This window comes from Mesorhizobium sp. M0618 (genome assembly GCF_040320765.1).
GTDB lineage: Bacteria > Pseudomonadota > Alphaproteobacteria > Rhizobiales > Rhizobiaceae > Mesorhizobium.
Genome location: NZ_JAMYQH010000044.1, coordinates 1 through 18,223 on the forward strand (window position 1 = coordinate 1; position 18,223 = coordinate 18,223).

The following is an 18,223-nucleotide window of genomic DNA, read 5'->3' on the forward strand; positions in this document are numbered from 1 at the left end:
CCTGGTCATCCTCAATGCAAAAGCACGCGATGCGCGCAACGAGTTCGTAATTGCAACTTGACACCCCAGATAGTCGCTCTCCCCCAATGAAGGATTGGGGGAGAGGAACCGCCAATCGCGAAGGCGTATCAGGCCGCCTCGATAAAGCGGATGACGGTCTCGCCATAGTTGCGCTCGTCCAGCACGGAAAAGCCGGGGCCCGGCTCGAAGGGCGCCACTGCCGCCTCTTCGACCACGCACAGCGCGCCAGAGCGAAGCCAGCCGCCGGCTTTCGCCGACTGCAAGGCGCGCTCGCCAAGACCCTTGCCATAGGGCGGGTCGGCAAAGACGAGGCCGAACGGCGCCAGCGTGCCCGCTTCGCCAAGGCCGGTGGCATCGCGGCGGAAGATCTTGGTGCGGCCGGTCAGGCCGAAGGCCTCGACATTGTCGCGGATCAGGCCACGGCCTTCGGCCGATTCCTCGATGAAGACGCCATAGGAGGCACCGCGCGACAGCGCCTCAAGCCCCAGCGCACCGGTGCCGGCGAACAGGTCGAGCACGCGCGCACCGTCCAACTGCGCGGCAAAGCGATGCGCCAGCACGTTGAAGACCGCCTCGCGGGTGCGATCGGTCGTCGGACGGATGGCGCTCGAACGGGGCGTCGCCAGCGGACGCCCGCGAAACTCACCACCGACGATTCTCATCTCGCTTTGGGACCTCGGGGACCATTGCGCGGACGCTCACCGCCGCCGGCCCCGCCCGGACGTTCGCCGCGCGGCTTGCCGAACGGCTTGGCACCGGCCGGTTTGCCATAGGTCGGCTTGAACGATGCCTTGCGCGCCTTGGCTTCAGCCGCCTTGGCGGCATCGGCCTCGGCCCTGCCCTTGCCGATCGGCCGCGCGCCCGGCGCCATCCAGACATTGGCCTTGCGCTGGCCGGGCGGCTCGATCGGCTTCTGCTCGCGCTCGGACTTTTTGCCACCACGTGGCTTGTCACCGAAGCCGCCGCGCGGTTTGTCGCCAAAACTGCCGCGTGGCTTGTCGCCAAAGCTGCGTTCGGGACGCGGGCCGCGTTCGCCAAAACTCTTCTCCGCGCTTCTGTCGGGACTTGTCGACAGCTTGCCCAGAGCCTCGTCGCGGCTGCCTTCGCGGCGCTTGCGGTTCTTGATCAAACCGCCCTCGCCGATCGGGCGGCGCTCACCGTCGCGGGTGAATTTCGGCCGCTCCGGCTCCGGCTCGCGAACTTCGGTGCGCCGCACCGGCTTGTTGGAAAACGGCTTGGTGACATCGGCGTCGAAATTGGCGCCGGATTCCTCGACCAGGCGCTCGCCGAGCTGGTCACGCAGCACGCGCCCCTTGATCTCCAGCACATGGCCCTCGGCGAGGTCATCGAGCTGGAATGGCCCGTAGGAGATGCGGATCAGCCGCGTAACGTCGAGGCCGAGCGAGCCGAGAATGTTCCTGACTTCGCGGTTCTTGCCCTCGCGCAGACCGATCGTCAGCCAGGCATTGGTGCCTTGCTCACGGTCGAGCGTCGCTTCGATGGCACCGTAGAACACGCCGTCGACGGCAATGCCTTCACGCAGGCCCGCAAGCGCGCTTTCCTCGACCTTGCCGTGGACGCGCACCCGGTAGCGACGCAGCCAGCCGGTGGCCGGCAGTTCGAGCACGCGCGACAGGCCGCCATCATTGGTGAGCAGCAGCAGGCCTTCGGTGTTGATGTCGAGCCGGCCGATGGTCATCAGCCGCGGCAATTCAGCCGGCAGCACGTCGAAGACGGTCTTGCGGCCCTCGGGATCGCGGTTGGTGGTGACGACGCCGGCCGGCTTGTGGAACAGAAACAGCCGGGTGCGCTCGATCGGCGGGATTTCCATGCCGTCGAGATGGATGATGTCATCAGGCATCACGTTGAAGGCCGGCGAGGTCAGGGCGCGGCCATTGACCTTGACGCGGCCGGCGGCGATCAGTTCCTCGGCATCGCGGCGTGAGGCCAGGCCGGCGCGGGCCAACCGCTTGGCGATGCGCTCGCCTGCCTCTTCCGCGCCCTCGGCGGGACGCGGGCGTGGCTTGAAGCTGCCGCCTGCCGCGCCTTGCGGCCGATCGTTGAAATCCCGCTTGGGGCGGTCGGCGAAGTCACGCTTCGGTCGATCGCCGGCGTCGCGCGGCGCGCGGTCACTGAAATCACGCTTGGGACGGTCGAAACGCTTTTCGCCGCCCGCTGCCGCCGCAGCCGGCCGGTCGCCCCGCGGTGCATAGGGCTTGCGTGGGCCTTCATGCTTCTCATACGGCTTGCGCTCGCCTTCGGCCGCCACCGGACGGTCGCCACGTGGCGCATAGGGCTTGCGTGGCCCCTCACGTTTTTCATAGGGTCTGCGCTCGCCTTCGGCCGCAGCCGGGCGATCGCCACGGGGGGCATAAGGCTTGCGCGGCCCCTCGCGCTTTTCATAGGGCTTGCGCTCGCCTTCGGCGGCCACCGGGCGATCTCCACGGGGCGCATAAGGCTTGCGCGGCCCCTCGCGCTTTTCATAGGGCTTGCGCTCGCCTTCGGCGGCCATCGGGCGGTCGCCGCGCGGTGCGTAGGGCTTGCGCGGCCCTTCGCGCTTCTCAAAAGGCTTCCCTTCGGGTCGCGGGCCTTTGCTGAAAGGCTTGTCGCCGCCCTTGAAATCGCGCTTCGGCCGCTCGCCATCGGCGGCCATCGGCCGATCGCCACGCGGTGCGTAAGGCTTCTTGGCGCCAAAGGACGGCTTGCCGCCCTTGCCGGCGGCGCCATCACGGCTGCGCGGTCCCGCGGCTTTCGGCCCACTCTTGGCCGGACCCTTCCTGGGTCGGAATTTCTTGTCGTTGTCGTCCATGTGGCCTTTATCCGTTTGCGCTGCTACAGCGTGGCGCATCCTTTCGGGCGCGCAACGAACGCTGTAGCACTTTTGATGTGGCGCATGATCATTTTCGAAAACCGAGTCCCGATTTTCGAGGTCCTGCGCTCCATAACAGGATCACCGTCAGGTGGCGAGGAGATAATCAGAGTGGAAATCGCGTGAAGCGGCCCGATTTCATGGCGCTGGCGCTGAAGGAGGCCGAGGCTGCCGCCTTGCGAGGCGAAGTGCCGGTCGGCGCCGTCATCGCCAATGGCGCTGGTGTTGTCGCCAGCGCCGGCAACCGCACACGCGAACTTGCCGACCCGACCGCGCATGCCGAGATGCTGGTCATCCGCGAAGCTTGCCGCAAACTGTCGGCCGAGCGGCTGACCGGCCATGATCTCTATGTGACGCTGGAACCTTGCGCCATGTGCGCCGGCGCAATTTCCTTCGCCCGGCTGCGCCGGCTTTATTTCGGTGCCGCCGACGACAAGGGCGGCGCGGTGGTCAATGGCGTGCGCTTCTTCGCATCGCCAACCTGCCACCACAGGCCCGACATCTATCCAGGCATGGGCGAGACCGAGGCGGCCTTGTTGCTCAAAGGATTTTTCCGGGAACGGCGCGGCTGAGCCGGGCGCCCTTCGGCAAGAAATAAGAAAGAAGCGGTTTTTACAGGGACGGCATCCAGTCGAACCAGCCGCTGCCCTTCTTGCCTTCCGCCTCTTTCTTGAGACGGCGTTCCTTCTTGTACTCGTCCTCGCCAAGCTCGTTCTGCGGCGCCGTGCCGGCCGCGACACGATACTGCACTGGAGGCTCGCTCAGATATTTGCGGGTGTTCGGATCGCCCTGCTTGCTGTCGGCAAGGCGGCGCTGGATCTCGGCGGCGCGACCCTTGTCGGAATCGGCCGGTGTCCATGCCGGCGGGTGGCTCGAGCCTGATTCCGCCATTGCCCTCTTCACCGAGGCCGGATCGGTCTGCACGTCGTCGACGATCTCCGACTGGTAAGCCGGGTCGTTCTGATGGGCGGTGGCGTCGGCGCGCAGGCGGGCGCGGCGCTGCTCGGGCGATTCGGGCCATTCGGCGCTCGCCGTCTCGATGCTGTCCTGCGGGGCCGGCAGCGCTTCCTTCTGGCCTGGCGCCGGCTTCACAAGCGTCGGACGCGGCTTGTAGTCGATCTGTTCCTTGCGCTTCGGCGCGAATGAAAAGGCACCTGAAATATCGCCGGCCAGCTGTTCGCCGGCGGTCTTGTCGGTGCCGTAGGTCGGAGAGCCCATGCAGCCGGACAAAGCGAGGCCCGACGCGACAAGCGGCGCCAGCAGCGCCAAGCGCGCGTTATATCTCTCGGTCATGCCAAAAAGTCCCACTCTAGACAGCCTCTCGATTGCCGCCGGCCTTGTGGCCGGTCCCCATCGTCCAAGCACTTGCGACGGAAATCCGGCGACAATTTGTCTTCCGGAGTTTCGCGTGTTTACCTCAACCACTCGTTAAGGGCAACGCGCGGGCGGTTTTCGCCCGCCCGGCGTGGCATTTGTGCACCGATCCAGCCGACTAACCGTTAAAGTCGGCCAAGCGTCTTCAATTCATGCAGCACCGCCGCATCCCTAGCCGAAACATCCGGGAATTCCGGATCCTGGCCGACATCGGCGGTGTAGCGCCAGGAGCGTGCACATTTTAACAGGCCACGATCCTCGGCCTTCTCGACCACCACGGCGACACCCTTGACGTCGTCGATCGCGAAGGCACCAGCCGGTGCCTCGCCATGAGCGATGACCAGATCGCTGGTGATCGCCATCTCGGCCATGTCGACATCTGAAATCGCCGCTTCGAGCGCTGCGTCGTTGATTGTGACGACCGGCACCGCTTCCAGCGACGATCCGATCACCTTCTGGGCGCGCGCGATCTCCAGCGCGCCGGTGACGACGCGCCGCACTTGCCGCACCTGGCGCCACTTTTCCGCCAGCGCCTCGTTCTTCCAGTCCGCCGGGATTTGCGGGAACTGGTCGAGATGCACCGAGACGGCGTCGGGATGACGGTCAAGCCAGGCCTCCTCCGTGGTGAAAGGCAGCATCGGCGCCAGCCATTTCACCAGGCAATCGAAGAGATGGCGCACCACCTGCACCGAAGCCTTGCGCTTCAGGCTCGACGGCGCGTCGCAGTAGAGCGCATCCTTGCGGATGTCGAAATAGAACGCCGACAGCTCGACCACCATGAAATCGAGCAGCATGCGGGTGATGCGCTTGAATTCAAAGGCGTCGTAGCCCGAACGCACGACCTCATCGAGCTCGGCCAGCCGGTGCAGCATCAGCCGCTCCAGCTCCGGCATTTTCTCCATCGGCACCTCTTCGCCATCGTCATGGGCAAGCGTACCCAGCATCCAGCGGATGGTGTTGCGCAGCTTGCGGTAGGCGTCGATGTTGGTCTGCAGCACGTTCTTGCCGAGCCGCTGGTCCTCCCAGTAGTCGGTGGTCACCACCCACAGACGCAGTATGTCGGCGCCCGACTGCTTGATGACGTCCTGCGGCACGACGGTGTTGCCGAGCGACTTCGACATCTTGCGGCCATCCTCGTCCATGGTGAAGCCATGGGTGACGACGGTGTCGTAAGGCGCCCTGCCCCTGGTGCCGCAGCTCTCCAGCAGCGACGAATGGAACCAGCCGCGATGCTGGTCGGAGCCTTCGAGATAGACGTCGGCTGGCCATTTCAGGTCAGGACGATCCTCCAGCGTGAAGGCATGCGTCGAGCCCGAATCGAACCAGACGTCGAGGATATCCATCACCTGCTTCCACTTCGAAGCGTCGTGATTGCCAAGGAAACGCTCCTTGGCATCAGCCGCGAACCAGGCGTCGGCGCCTTCCTGCTCGAAGGCGTCCATGATGCGCTGGTTGACCGCCTCGTCCTTCAGCACATTGCCGTCGGCATCGGCGAACACGGCGATCGGCACGCCCCAGGCGCGCTGGCGCGACAGCACCCAGTCCGGGCGCTCCTCGATCATGGCGCGGATGCGGTTCTGGCCTGCGGCGGGCACGAAGCGGGTGTCGTCGATGGCCTTGAGCGCCCGGCTGCGCAACGTCGAGCCATCGCCGAGGTCCTTGTCCATGTAGACGAACCATTGCGGCGTGTTGCGGAAGATGATCGGTTTCTTGGACCGCCAGGAGTGAGGGTAGCTGTGCTTCAGCCGGCCACGCGCGAACAGCGCGTTGCGTTTGATCAACTCGTCGATGACGGCCTGGTTGGCGTTGCCCTTCTTGCCATTGTCATCGATGACGCGTGCCGGTCCACCCTCGCGGTCGGGGCCGAACCCCGGCGCGTCCTTGGTGAAGAAGCCGCCATCGTCGACGGTGAACGGGATGGCGGGATCGATGCCGCGTGCGCGCAGATCCACCGCCGCGTCCATCCAGGCGTCAAAGTCCTCGCGGCCGTGACCGGGCGCGGTGTGGACGAAGCCGGTGCCGGCATCGTCGGTGACATGGTCGCCGACGAGCATGGGCACATCGAAATGATACCCTCCGTTTAACGCAAAAAACGGATGATCTAACGTTACGTTGGCAAGTTCCTCGCTTGTCACGGTGCGAAGTCGCTTAAAATTCACCTTGGCTTTGGCTGCGCTTTCATCGGCAAGCGCGTCGGCAAAGACCAGCTTCTCACCGGGCTGAGGGCCAAAGTCATTTTCGGCTGCCACGATCTCGTAAAGTCCGTAGGCAATGCGTGGCGAATAGGCTACCGCCCGGTTACCCGGGATCGTCCAAGGCGTTGTCGTCCAGATGACAACTGAAGCATGGGACAAACTGTGCGGCGGCTTTACGACAATTTTCCTGCCAGTTCGCTCACCACCTTCGTCCTCGACGTGTAAAATCGTATCCCCATCAGCAGACTGGATCGGAAACTTCACCCAGATCGTGTCGCTCTCATAGTCGTGGTACTCGATCTCGGCCTCGGCCAGCGCCGTACGCTCGACCACGCTCCACATCACCGGCTTGGAGCCGCGGTAGAGCTGGCCCGACATGGCGAATTTCAAAAGCTCGCCGGCGATCCGCGACTCGGCATGGAAAGCCATCGTCGTATAGGGATTCTCGAAGTCGCCGATGACGCCGAGGCGCTGGAACTCGGCCCCCTGCACCGTGATCCAACCTGCGGCGAACTCACGGCATTCCTTGCGGAATTCGTTGACCGGCACCTCGTCCTTGTTCTTGCCCTTGGCGCGGTACTGCTCCTCGATCTTCCATTCGATCGGCAGGCCGTGACAGTCCCAGCCGGGCACATAGTTCGAGTCGTAACCGCGCATCTGGAACGAGCGGGTGATGACGTCCTTGAGGATCTTGTTCAGCGCATGGCCGATATGGATGTTGCCGTTGGCGTAGGGCGGGCCGTCATGCAGCACGTATTTCGTGCGGCCGGCAGCGCTCTCGCGCAGCTTGCGGTAGAGGTCCATGTCCTGCCAGCGCTTGACCAGCAGCGGCTCCTTCTCCGGCAAGCCGGCACGCATCGGGAAATCCGTCCGCGGCAGGTAAAGCGTCTTGGAATAGTCGATCGTTTCAGTTGTATCGGTCATTGGTCTGCCATGTGCATTGCCCGGCGGCAAAAGAGCTCGGGCGTTGAACTATACTTTTGCGCATGTCGTTTTCCCAAAACCGGGGCCACTTTTGGGCGACATGCCTGATGATCTGGAAAAAGCGCGAGAGGCCGCGCGCAGAATTCCCGGCGGTTCCGGCGACCCTCAGGCCGCCCGGAACACCGGGCCGGTAATTCGTATCGTCAGCACGCGAAGGCGCGAAAAGCTCGTCATTGGTGGGCTTTTAGCGGAGATAGACGCAGGAATAAAGCGTCTCTCGTTCGATTCACCTACATCGTGAAATCGAAGCGGTAGGTGGTCGACACGCCAATCATAAACTGGTTGCGGTCGCCACGCTCCTTGACCAGGCTGGAATCGGCCGCCGGTCCCATCAGGCGCGAATATTCGCCAAACAGGCTGGCAGTCATCGGCTCGGTCACCTTCCAGGTGATAGCGCCGCCGAGGCCGGTCGATTTCAACCCGCCACCGGGATGGTATTCGCTCAAGCCCGAGGCCACCGCTTCCTGCGCGTTGACGCCATAATAGGCGTCGAAATAGTTGCCTGAGGCGAAGGAAACACGCGGTCCTCCCGAAATCCTGACGGTCGGCGTCACGTCGTAAAAGGCGTCGGCGGCGATGTCGGCGACAAAGCCGTTGTGGGCGCGAATGCCGTGGCGCAGCTCGGCGCGGGCGCGCAGCCAGTCCGTCGGATAGAATTCGAAGAAGCCGCCGACTTCGCCGCCCCAGCGCACCGGATCGAGGCCCTTCAGCTCATCGGCGTTGTCATCGTCGCGGGAAAACAGGAACTTGCCGGTCAGGCCGGCGCGGACACCGCCATCATCGACCAGCGCCAGCGAGATGTTGTCGTTGCGCGAGACAAAGCGGGCGGCAGGTCCGGCCTTGCCCAGCGAAATGATCGGCGAGGCGCTGAGCAGGTACTTCTTGCCGCCCTCGAAATTCGGCGCCACCATGCCAGTGGCGCCAACGGTCAGATACCAGTCGCCGGACAGCCAGCTGCCCTCGCCCGCATTGGCAACGCCCGCGCCACCCAGCATCGCAGCGGCCAACACCAGAGAGATTCTTCCGACCGGACTCATGGCCACTCCACTAACACAACACACACGGTTACCGACGACAGCTTTGACGGCCGTTTGGTAAAATTTGATTTAAACCCGAGACATACGCTCGCGCTTTGCCGCGATCCGGCTGCCGGTCATCGACTGGACGTTGGCCCGCGCCCGGATTACCTTCCATTCGCAGTATTCCGCAGCCCTCGATGGAGACCGCGACAATGACCCTGCATGGCGACGCCTTGAAAATCGCGATCGAACAGACACGGACAAAATGGGGATGGTTTGTCGCGCTCGGTGTGCTGCTGCTCATCTTCGGCGGCATTGCCTTTGCCAATCTGTTCGTCGCCACGGTGGCTTCCGTCTACGTCGTGGGATGGCTGATGCTGATGGCGGGCATCATCGAGATCGTGCATGCGTTCGGCGTCAAGACCTGGAGCCGCTTCTTCTACTGGCTGCTCAGCGGACTGCTGTACGCCGTTGCCGGCTTCTTCGCTTTCGGCAATCCGTTGCTTGCCTCGGCGGTGCTGACGTTCCTGCTGGCGATCGCGCTGGTCGCGTCAGGGGTGCTCAGGGCCTGGGTCGGCTACAGCCATCGGCCGGAACGCGGCTGGGGCTGGATCGTCGCCGCCGGTGTCATCAGCGCCCTTGCGGGTCTGATCATCGCCATGGGCTGGCCGGTCAACAGCCTGTGGGTGCTCGGTCTGTTCCTTGCGATCGATCTGATCTTCCAGGGCTGGACCTTCATCGCCGTCGGCCTCGCGCTGAAAAAATAGCCGGGATCACGCCTGGACTCAAAAAGCCATGGCCGCGTCGAGATCGGAGAGCGGCTTGACGCCGGCAAGCAGCGCGCGTGCCTCGGCTTCATCGCGCTTCATCTGCGCGACCAGCGCATCGAGCCCTTCGAACTTCACCTCCGGGCGCAGGAAACCGAAGAAGGAAACCTGACAGACCTCGCCATAGAGGTCTTCGGAGAAGTCGAAGACGAAGGTTTCAAGCAGCGGCGCGCCATTGTCGTCGACCGTCGGGCGACGGCCGAAGCTGGCGACGCCGTCGTGAAGCGTGCCGTCGGCGCGGCGGAAGCGGACGGCATAGATGCCCTCCTTGAGTGCGGCTTCAGCCGACAGCCTCATATTCGCGGTTGGAAAGCCAAGGGTGCGGCCAAGCTGCTGTCCGCCGACCACCTCGCTTTCGACGGTGAAGCGGTAGCCGAGCAGACCGGCGGCTTCAGCCACCTCGCCCTCGCCCAGCAATCCGCGGATGCGGCTGGACGACACCACCTCGGCGCCCTCGTCCCGGAAGGCGTCGACGAGCGTGACGCCGAAGCCATGACGTTCGCCGGCCGCCATCAGGTAGGCCGGGCCGCCTTGACGATCCTTGCCGAAGTGGAAATCGAACCCGGTCACGGCGTGGGTAATGCCAAGGTTCGTTTCCAGCACATCCGTCACGAACGCTTCCGCCGACAGCGAGGCGAAGTCGCGCGTGAACGGCTGTTCGACCAGCGCGGCAAAGCCCAGCAGCGACAGGAGCCTCGCCTTCATCGGCGGCGGCGTCAGCACGAACAACGGGATATCAGGCCTGAAGATCTTGCGCGGATGCGGTTCGAATGTCAGCACCAGGGCCGGCACTCCACGCCGTCCGGCCTCGGCAGAGGCCCGCTCGAGCACCGCCTGATGGCCGCGATGGACGCCATCGAAATTGCCGATCGCCACCACGCCGCCGCGCAGGTCGGCGGGAAGCGGCGCGGTTGCCAGGATGCGTTGGAAGGCTGCCATCGTCACCTACCGAAGTCTGGGAATGACGGCCACCGGACCATAGCCATGCTTTTCCAGGAACGCCGCCAGTCTTGCCGGGTCCGGGTACAGGGCATCGCCATAGTCGCGGGCATGGATGCCGCCGGAGACATAAAGAACATCGAAGCCATTGTCGGCGGCGCCCTTCACATCGGTCATCATGCCGTCGCCGATGGCCAGCACCTGGCCGCGCTCGACCGGCTGGCCAAGAATCTCGGCGACCTCTTTCATCGCGAGATTGTAGATCGGCGCGTAAGGTTTTCCAGCGATCAATGTGCGGCCGCCGAGCTGGGCGTAGTCACGCGCCAGCGCGCCGGCACACCATATGATGCGTTCGCCGCGCTCGACCTCGATGTCGGGATTTGCGCAGATGAAAGGCAGGTTCCGGGCGCGCAGCCGCCGCAGGAGCTCCGTGTAATCCTCGGGGTTTTCGACCTCGTCGTCGAACAGGCCGGTGCAGACGATGCCGGACGCCTCGAACTCCTCGACAAGCTCGACGTCGAGACCTTCATAGAGGGTGAAGTCCCGGTCGGCGCCGATATGGAAAATCTTGCGCGGCCCTTCGGCGATCAGATCCCGCGTCACGTCGCCTGAGGTAACCACCCGGTCGTAGGCTGACGGTGGAACACCGATCGCGTTCATCTGCGCCACGACATCGGCACTTCTGCGCGGCGAATTGGTGATGAGGACGACGGGGATTTTCGCCTCTCGAGCCCTTGCCAATGCCGAGGCCGCCGCCGGGAAATGCGTTTCACCATTGTGCACCACGCCCCAGACGTCGCACAGGATTGCCGAATAGGCCTTCGACACGTCTTCGAGCGAGCTGATGATTTCAGGCGAATCCGCCATGCCGTTTCCTTCAGTCATGATCGTTGCGATCGCCGCGACCGACGGTTCGCCGCAGCCGGTTCGGATTAGCCGAACCGCCCCGGCCTGTCATCAGCTTTCGCCAGGCACGATTGGTTAGCGGTTGGTGAAGCGCTGCCCCGGCAATCGAGCGATTTCCCAAACACGGCCTTCAGCGTTTTGTGGAAAGCTGGCATTGATCGAGAATCCGCCGGCGGGGGCCGCTGCAAGACATGCATGGACTTTGGCGTCAGTTCTGCCGCGACCAACGCGGCAACTATGCTCTTATGACCGTCGTCGCGATGGTTCCGCTCATGGGCGCCCTGGCGATGGCCGTCGACTTCACCGAGATGAGCCGCGAAAAACAGGCGGTTTCGAATGCGCTCGATGCCGCAAACTTCGCCACGGCGCGCCGGCTGACGGAAGGTGCTACCGACGACCAGTTGAGAGCCTATGCGCTCGATTTCTTCAATGCCAACCTCAACAAGATCAACCCTGCCAACACGACGCTCAGCGTCACCTTGCCAAGCAACACCGCCGGCGGGGGCTTGCTCAAGATGAGCGCGCGGCTTGACTACAAGCCCTATTTCTATCCGGTCTTCGGTCAGCTCGTCGGCAAATCCGAAACCGACGCCAACCAGAAGATCAGCTTCAACGTCTCCTCGGAAGTGCGGCTGAAGAACACTCTTGAAGTCGCCCTGGTGCTCGACAATTCCGGGTCGATGACCAAGACCGGAACGGGCTCGGGGCAAACGCGGATCGACCTTCTCAAGACCGCGGCCAAACAGCTGGTCGACACGCTGGCCCAGCAGGCGGCGATGATCAAGCAGGTCGACAGGCCGGTGCAGTTCGGCCTCGTGCCGTTTGCCGCCTCGGTCAATGTCGGACCCGGCAACGGTAACGCGTCCTGGATGGACACCGAAGGACTGTCGCCGGTATCGAACGAGAATTTCGACTGGTCGACGCTGAACGCGGTCGACAAATACGCCCAGCAGACCAACGGTATCTGGTACAAGCGCGGCACCGGATGGGGTACCGGCGAAGGCCAGATGCTGACCCGGTTTTCGCTCTACCGAGACATGAAGGTCGTCACCAACCATGAGCGTGTCACCAACAGCAAGCGCGTGGTTTGCGACGAATACAACTCGAACAACACCTGCAAACGCGACCACGACGAATACGACTACATCGATTCCTATGGCCCGTTCGCCAGTTGGCAGGGTTGCGTCGAGGCCAGGCCCTATCCCTACAATGTCAACGACGCGGCGCCTTCCGGCGGCTCTGCGAACACCGGCATAGGGATTGGCGATCCGGCGACGATGTTCGTGCCGATGTTCGCCCCTGACGAACCCGGCAACCATTGGAAGATCACTCAGGATCCGGATGAGGCCGCGCCGACGGCCTATGGCGCTATCAACAGCTGGTGGAATGACGACCCGACAAGCAGCACCGGCCAATCCCGGTTGCGCAACATGGCCAAATATTTCCAGCCGCGGCCGATCAATGCGCCGGCGCTGGCCGCCGGCAACGGGCCGAACTACAGCTGCTCCACCAACCCGATCACGCCGCTGACCGATGTCAGCGTTGCCACTGGGCTCACGGCGATCAAGGCCGCGATCGACCTGATGAAGCCCGATGGCGGCACCAATGTTCCCGAAGGCATCGCCTGGGGATGGCGCGTGGTTTCGAGCGGCGAGCCCTTCACGCAAGGACGCCCGGAAACCGAGAGGGGCAACGACAAGGTCGTGATCGTGCTGACCGACGGCGCCAACACCTACTACACGCCTTCCTCGCTCGGCTATTCCGACCCCGCCGATTCGAAGTCGACCTATGCGTCCTTCGGCTATCTCAAACCCGGCTACAACGGCACGTCGGTGGGCCGCCTGTTCATGGGCACATCGAGCACCATTGGCCAATTCGATTATTCTAACGGCAATTATACCAACGCGCTCAACGAGCAGATGGCGACGCTTTGCAACAACGCCAAGGCAGCCAACATCATGGTGATGACTGTGGCGCTCGATCTGTCGACGACTAAAATCGCCGACCAGCAGGCGATCGAGGCGCTGAAATCCTGCTCGTCGAACTCGCGCTTCCGCAAGGATCCAACGGACGCGAGCAAGCCGGCAAAACTGTTCTGGAACGCCACCGGCGCCAGCTTGTCGAACGATTTCAAGGAAATCGGCAACGAACTGTCGAACCTGCGCGTCGTCGGCTGATCCGTAGGCACCGGCGGCTAGCTGGAACAACGGCTGGCGCCGCCATGCACTTGCGCGCGCCTGCCGGGACAGGCACATGTTGGCCGCCTGCCGGATCGTGCATCCATTCGCGGCGCGCTGGGGAAGAACAGATGCCCGAAACGGCCAATCATCTCGCCTTCGCGCTGGTCTGCCTCGGCATGGTGCTGACGCCTGGCCCCAACATGATCTATCTGATCTCGCGTTCCCTGTCGCAGGGGCCGAAGGCGGGGCTCATCTCGCTTGGCGGCGTGGCACTCGGCTTTGTCTTCTATGTGCTGGCGGCGGCGTTCGGCATCACCGCGCTGCTGCTCGCCGTGCCCTACGCCTATGACGCGCTGCGCTTTGCCGGCGTGCTCTATCTCCTGTGGCTGGCCTGGCAGGCGGTGAAGCCGGGCGGACGCTCGCCGTTCGAAGTGCGCGAATTGCCGAGGGACAGGCCGCGCAAGCTTTTCGCCATGGGCCTGATGACGAATCTGCTCAATCCGAAGGTGGCCGTGCTCTATCTGTCGCTGTTGCCGCAGTTCATCAGCCCCGGCAAAGGCCACGTCCTGTCGCAGCTACTGGTGCTCGGCGCGACGCAGATTTCGATCAGTCTCAGCGTCAATGCCGTCATCGCGGTGACGGCCGGCTCGATCGCCACCTTTCTCGCCGGACGGCCTTTGTGGCTGGTCATCCAGCGCTGGATGATGGGCACCGTGCTGGCGGCACTTGCGCTGAAGATGGCGACAGAGGCGCAGCGCTGAATTCGCCTTGGACGATGATCGCGAGCTGAGCTAGAAACGTCAGGGCGCCAGCAGCTGCACGAATTTCTCCGCGGCTGGCGAACGATTGGCCCTTGCAAGACTGACAACGAGCAGCCGCCTCTGAACACAAGGAACAATGGGAATTCGACACACGCGAGCGTCTCCTTCCGGAGTGGAAAGCTCAGGCATCAGTGTCACACCGATCCCCTGCGACACCATTTCCACCAGGGCAGCCGTATCGCGAACCGTAAGGACAACCTTAGGCGAGATGTTCACGGATGCGAAGAGCTGACGGATGACCGGCTCGCAACCAGAGCCCGACATGATGAAATTCTCGTCGGCCAGGTCGCACAATTTGACGCGCGCCGTCGCTGCTAGCGGGTGGTCGCAAGCAGCAAGAAAGACGAAATCATCCTCCAGGACTACATCCCCGACAGTTTCGGCTGATTGTTCGGAGGTCAGGCCGACGTCAACGACTGCTGTTTCAACCCATTCCAGAACCTCATGATCGGTTCCTTCCAGCAAAACCAGTTCGACGCCGGGGAAAAGCCGCTGGAAGCGGGCAAGTATTTGCGGCAGCAAACGCTCTACCGCGCTTGCCACGCTTCCAATGCGCAACCGCCCGGTCTGAGCGCCTGAAGCTGCGGCGCTCCTTTGCTGGATTCGCTCGATGGCCAGAACGGCCTCTCGCGCATCCTGAAGCACTGCTTGTCCAATTTCCGTCGGAAACACCCCGTTCTTGCCGCGAACCAGAAGCTTCACTCCAAGAACGCCTTCAAGGCTTCTCATCGCCTGGCTTGCGCCCGACTGCGTCATGCCGATCCGCGTAGCGGCCGTCGAAAAGCTCGCGTCTTCGACAATCATGGTCAGGACCCGCAGCTGAGCGAGAGTGATATTAGTGATAGTCATGATAGATATCATCCGAATGCATTTTACTTATGCATCTCCGATAACGCATCTGGAAGCTCACTTCAATTCATAGGAGCTCTCATGACACAACGACTCGCATTGGCGCTGATCGGTGAATACACGCCATCTTTCGAACCACACGCCAAGATGGACGAAGCGCTGGATCATGCCGGGTCCACGCTCGGTATCCAGTACGAACACCAGTGGATTTCGACCGAAGAACTGATCACCGGGGTCAGCGACAAGCTGGCACCTTTTGATGCGATCTGGATCGCTCCAGGCAGCCCGTACAGGAGCATGAATGGCGCTCTGAATGCCATCCGGCATGCCAGGGAAAACGAAATTCCTGCTTTGGGAACCTGCGGCGGTTGCCAGCATATGGTCGTCGAATATGCCCGCAACGTGCTGGGTTTCCAGGACGCCGAGCATGCGGAATACGATCCCTATGCTTCCACCCTGTTCGTCACACAGCTGACCTGTTCACTCGTTGGGCAAACCATGGACGTATTTCTGACGCGAGGGAGCCGGGCAGCGCGGATTTATGGACAAACGAACACGAAAGAGCGCTACTATTGCAACTTCGGCATCAATCCAGCCTACCAGAAAGAACTGGACGCCGGCGGCTTTCACATTGTCGGCAGGGAATCGAATGGCGAGGCTCGCGTCCTCCTGCTGCCATCCCACCCATTCTACCTTGCCACGCTCTTCGTGCCGCAGCTGACGTCGACAAAGCAGCACCCGCATCCAATCATTGTCGCCTTCCTGGAAAGCGCCCGGTCAAGACCGCGCGCCGCGTTTTGGGGCGGTGATGTTTCCCAGCTCAATCGCTGAACGGCCTATCGTCGTTGAGTGATTGCAAGAAGTTAGCGACAGCGCACCCTACATCGGCCGCCTTGTCTGCTGCGCCCGCTCGGGCTCGACCACCTTGCGGTAGAGATGCCAGGTGGCATGGCCGAGCACCGGCATGACGACGGCTAGCCCGGCAAACAGCGGGATGGAACCGATCACCAGAAGCACGGCGACCAGCAAGCCCCACAGCGCCATCTGCAGCGGGTTGGCCATTACCGCCCGTGCCGAGGTCTCGATCGCCGAAACGGCGCCGACGTCACGGTCGAGCAGCAGCGGGAAGGCAACCACGGTGGTGGCCAGCACGATTACGGCAAAGATAAAGCCCGCGGCATTGCCGGCAAGGATCAGCGTCCAGCCCTTGCTGGTGGTCAGCACGTCGCGGATGAAGCCACCGATCGAGGCCGGCGGCTGGTCGCCGAACAGGCCGGTGTAGATCGATTGCGCGGTGTAGAGCCATAACAGGAACAGCGCCACCAGCATGATCCCGATGACGGCGATCGACGGAACCGCGGACGAGCGCCGCACATCAAACGCGTGCCGCCAGGAGGTGTTCATGCCGAGTTCGCGCCGGCGGCTGATCTCGTAAAGGCCGAGCGCCGCAAAGGGCCCGACCAGCGCGAAACCCGACATCAGGGGATAGATGAGCTGGATGGCGTTGGCCCCGGACGTCCACTGCGTCAGGATCAGGCCGACGATGGGATAGATCAAGCACAGGAACACATAGTGCGAAGGTTTTGCCCAGAAATCCTCGACGCCGAGGCGCAGCGCATCCCAAAGGTCCGACGTGGTGATGCGGCGCACCGTTGGCTGCACATGCATTCCACGTGCGTCCGCCATGACATGAAAGCCGGCCATAACCTTCCTCCCGTGTGTCGGGGCGGTCACCGCCAGGATGGCCGCCAGAGCTGCCACTTCAAGAACGAGAGGCATGATAGCAGAGTTGGCGGCGATTGTCGCCGCGTCAATTGCCTGGGGAGCAACTCCTCGTAGTGTTCAACTCTCCGTATGGCCTCTCATATGGCGTACCTTGGCGGTCCTTCATTTTGACCAATCATTGTGCTGCATTTTAGCATTTACGCATTTTAGCATTTACTTAAATTGCTCGTAGGGATCTTTGGCGTATCACCTGAGCTTTACGAAGTTCGGCGAGGAACTATGTTCGCATTGAAAGGCTTCTGGTCTTCGGAGCGTGGCAACTTTGCCATAACGACCGCCATCGGGATGCTGCCGATAATGATTGGTTTGGCCGGCGCCGTTGATCTGATCGGCACGAGCCATGACGCCTCGCAACTACAGAACTCGCTTGACGCGGCGGGGCTCGCCATCGGCACGAAGTTCTCTCCCGATATGGCGGCCGGCGATGTCCAGCAGCTTGGGCTGCAATTCTTCGCCGCCAATATGAGCGCGGCCGACCAGCAGGAATATCTGGGCAGCGTCTCCGCTTTCGCGGCAACGGCAAGCGGCAGCCCAAGCGCCTACTTTATCTCGCTGTCGTCCAGCATAAGCCGCCCAAGCTTCATCAGCGCCTCGGCCCCCTGGCAGGCCTACCGCTCGGCCTCGGTCAAGATAAAACCTGGCGCGCAGGCCTGCGTGCTGGCGCTCGATCCGCATGCGTCCGCCGCCGTGAACCTGCAGGGCTCGACCAACGTCTCGATGGACAATTGTGTGATCGCGGCGAACTCGGACGCCCCCGATTCCGTGAACAGGGGCGGCTCCGCCCTGGTTTCAGCGGGCTGTGTCTCAACTGTCGGCGGCACCAGCGGGCTGTTGCCACCCAGCGCCAGTCTCGCCTGCGGAACGCCGCACGAACATCGGTACGCATCCTTTGATCCGCTGGCCGACGTCGTTCCTCCCCCTTACACATTGTGTTTGCCGGTCCCGAACGGCAAAACCTACACGCTGTCGCCAGGCACTTATTGCGACAAGACATTGTCGGGAAACATCACGCTTAATCCGGGCGTCTACATCATGCGCGGCACCACCATAAAGCCAGGGGGAAACGGCAGCCTGACTGGCCAGGGCGTGACCATATTCCTCATGGAAAGCGCTCAGATCTACATAAATGCCAATGAGAAGGTGAACCTTTCCCCGCCCACCAGCGGCCCTTATGCCGGTATCACCATTTTTCAGGATCACGGCAACACGTCTGCTCTGACATTGAATGGCGGCGCAAATTCCGTGATCAGCGGTTTTATCTACGCGCCGGACGCGCCCATTTCCTACGCCGGCAACTCTGATATGAGCGCCCAGGGCAACTGTCTCAGGCTTGTCGGCAATACGATACAGATGACCGGAAACTCGTCCGTCAAGTCGGACTGCGCGGCGGCGCTTGGAAATCGCACAATGTATGCCGATCGGATGATCACTCTGGTGAAATGAGAAACGACAGG

At 62.7% G+C, this 18,223-nt stretch carries 15 protein-coding genes; 6 read left to right on the forward strand and 9 right to left on the reverse strand.

Annotated elements, in window-relative coordinates; translation table 11 throughout:
* Nucleotides 1-128: 128 nt before the first annotated feature.
* Both rsmD and NKJ04_RS30850 read right to left on the reverse strand, forming a co-directional pair.
* Nucleotides 129-683: a 16S rRNA (guanine(966)-N(2))-methyltransferase RsmD gene (rsmD, locus tag NKJ04_RS30845; RefSeq protein WP_352679441.1), complete on the reverse strand. Its 555-nt coding sequence runs from the start codon at nt 681-683 to the stop codon at nt 129-131.
* The gene (locus tag NKJ04_RS30850) at nt 680-2,830 is read right to left on the reverse strand and encodes a pseudouridine synthase (protein WP_352679443.1); all 2,151 of its coding nucleotides are present in this window, start codon (nt 2,828-2,830) and stop codon (nt 680-682) included. Before NKJ04_RS30850 ends, rsmD begins: the two co-directional genes overlap by 4 nt.
* A gap of 182 nt (nt 2,831-3,012) precedes the next feature.
* Here NKJ04_RS30850 and NKJ04_RS30855 point away from each other — a divergent pair, with 182 nt between their 5' ends.
* Complete coding sequence (locus NKJ04_RS30855; protein ID WP_023813544.1) at nt 3,013-3,462, forward strand: nucleoside deaminase; 450 nt, start codon at nt 3,013-3,015, stop codon at nt 3,460-3,462.
* A 40-nt stretch (nt 3,463-3,502) separates the two neighbouring features.
* Here the strand turns inward: NKJ04_RS30855 and NKJ04_RS30860 are convergent, their stop codons facing one another.
* The 3 genes from NKJ04_RS30860 to NKJ04_RS30870 all read right to left on the reverse strand — a co-directional run bounded on the left by NKJ04_RS30860 (nt 3,503) and on the right by NKJ04_RS30870 (nt 8,480).
* A complete protein-coding gene (locus NKJ04_RS30860; protein WP_023813543.1) occupies nt 3,503-4,183 on the reverse strand; it encodes a hypothetical protein in 681 nt (226 codons plus the stop codon).
* A gap of 206 nt (nt 4,184-4,389) precedes the next feature.
* Nucleotides 4,390-7,383: an isoleucine--tRNA ligase gene (ileS, locus tag NKJ04_RS30865; RefSeq protein ID WP_023813542.1), complete on the reverse strand. Its 2,994-nt coding sequence runs from the start codon at nt 7,381-7,383 to the stop codon at nt 4,390-4,392.
* Nucleotides 7,384-7,673: 290 nt separating this feature from the next.
* Nucleotides 7,674-8,480 (reverse strand): MipA/OmpV family protein, encoded by an 807-nt coding sequence (locus NKJ04_RS30870; protein WP_023813541.1) that lies wholly within the window; start codon nt 8,478-8,480, stop codon nt 7,674-7,676.
* Nucleotides 8,481-8,674: 194 nt separating this feature from the next.
* Between NKJ04_RS30870 and NKJ04_RS30875 the strand changes: the two genes are divergently transcribed.
* Nucleotides 8,675-9,229, forward strand: coding sequence for an HdeD family acid-resistance protein (locus NKJ04_RS30875; protein ID WP_023813540.1), 555 nt, complete (start codon nt 8,675-8,677; stop codon nt 9,227-9,229).
* A gap of 18 nt (nt 9,230-9,247) precedes the next feature.
* Here the strand turns inward: NKJ04_RS30875 and NKJ04_RS30880 are convergent, their stop codons facing one another.
* Both NKJ04_RS30880 and NKJ04_RS30885 read right to left on the reverse strand, forming a co-directional pair.
* Nucleotides 9,248-10,228 (reverse strand): bifunctional riboflavin kinase/FAD synthetase, encoded by a 981-nt coding sequence (locus NKJ04_RS30880; protein WP_023813539.1) that lies wholly within the window; start codon nt 10,226-10,228, stop codon nt 9,248-9,250.
* Between the two features lie 6 nt (nt 10,229-10,234).
* Nucleotides 10,235-11,095 (reverse strand): TIGR01459 family HAD-type hydrolase, encoded by an 861-nt coding sequence (locus NKJ04_RS30885; RefSeq protein WP_352679447.1) that lies wholly within the window; start codon nt 11,093-11,095, stop codon nt 10,235-10,237.
* 230 nt (nt 11,096-11,325) lie between these two features.
* Here NKJ04_RS30885 and NKJ04_RS30890 point away from each other — a divergent pair, with 230 nt between their 5' ends.
* Nucleotides 11,326-13,311 carry a TadE/TadG family type IV pilus assembly protein gene (locus tag NKJ04_RS30890; RefSeq protein ID WP_023813537.1) on the forward strand — a complete coding sequence of 662 codons (1,986 nt, stop codon included), beginning with the start codon at nt 11,326-11,328 and terminating at the stop codon, nt 13,309-13,311.
* Nucleotides 13,312-13,442: 131 nt separating this feature from the next.
* The gene (locus tag NKJ04_RS30895; RefSeq protein ID WP_023813536.1) at nt 13,443-14,075 is read left to right on the forward strand and encodes a LysE family translocator; all 633 of its coding nucleotides are present in this window, start codon (nt 13,443-13,445) and stop codon (nt 14,073-14,075) included.
* Nucleotides 14,076-14,114: 39 nt separating this feature from the next.
* Here NKJ04_RS30895 and NKJ04_RS30900 read toward each other — a convergent pair whose 3' ends face one another.
* Nucleotides 14,115-14,984 (reverse strand): LysR family transcriptional regulator, encoded by an 870-nt coding sequence (locus tag NKJ04_RS30900; protein WP_164892996.1) that lies wholly within the window; start codon nt 14,982-14,984, stop codon nt 14,115-14,117.
* 81 nt (nt 14,985-15,065) lie between these two features.
* Between NKJ04_RS30900 and NKJ04_RS30905 the strand changes: the two genes are divergently transcribed.
* On the forward strand, nt 15,066-15,815 hold the full coding sequence (locus NKJ04_RS30905; protein WP_352679450.1) for a CTP synthase C-terminal region-related (seleno)protein: 750 nt from the start codon (nt 15,066-15,068) through the stop codon (nt 15,813-15,815).
* Nucleotides 15,816-15,863: 48 nt separating this feature from the next.
* On the opposite strand, the gene NKJ04_RS30910 is transcribed toward NKJ04_RS30905, so the two are convergent.
* A complete protein-coding gene (locus tag NKJ04_RS30910) occupies nt 15,864-16,688 on the reverse strand; it encodes a DUF2189 domain-containing protein (RefSeq protein WP_352679453.1) in 825 nt (274 codons plus the stop codon).
* A gap of 300 nt (nt 16,689-16,988) precedes the next feature.
* Here NKJ04_RS30910 and NKJ04_RS30915 point away from each other — a divergent pair, with 300 nt between their 5' ends.
* Entirely contained in the window at nt 16,989-18,212 is a 1,224-nt protein-coding gene (locus tag NKJ04_RS30915) for a TadE/TadG family type IV pilus assembly protein (protein ID WP_352679455.1), read from the forward strand.
* Nucleotides 18,213-18,223: the final 11 nt, after the last annotated feature.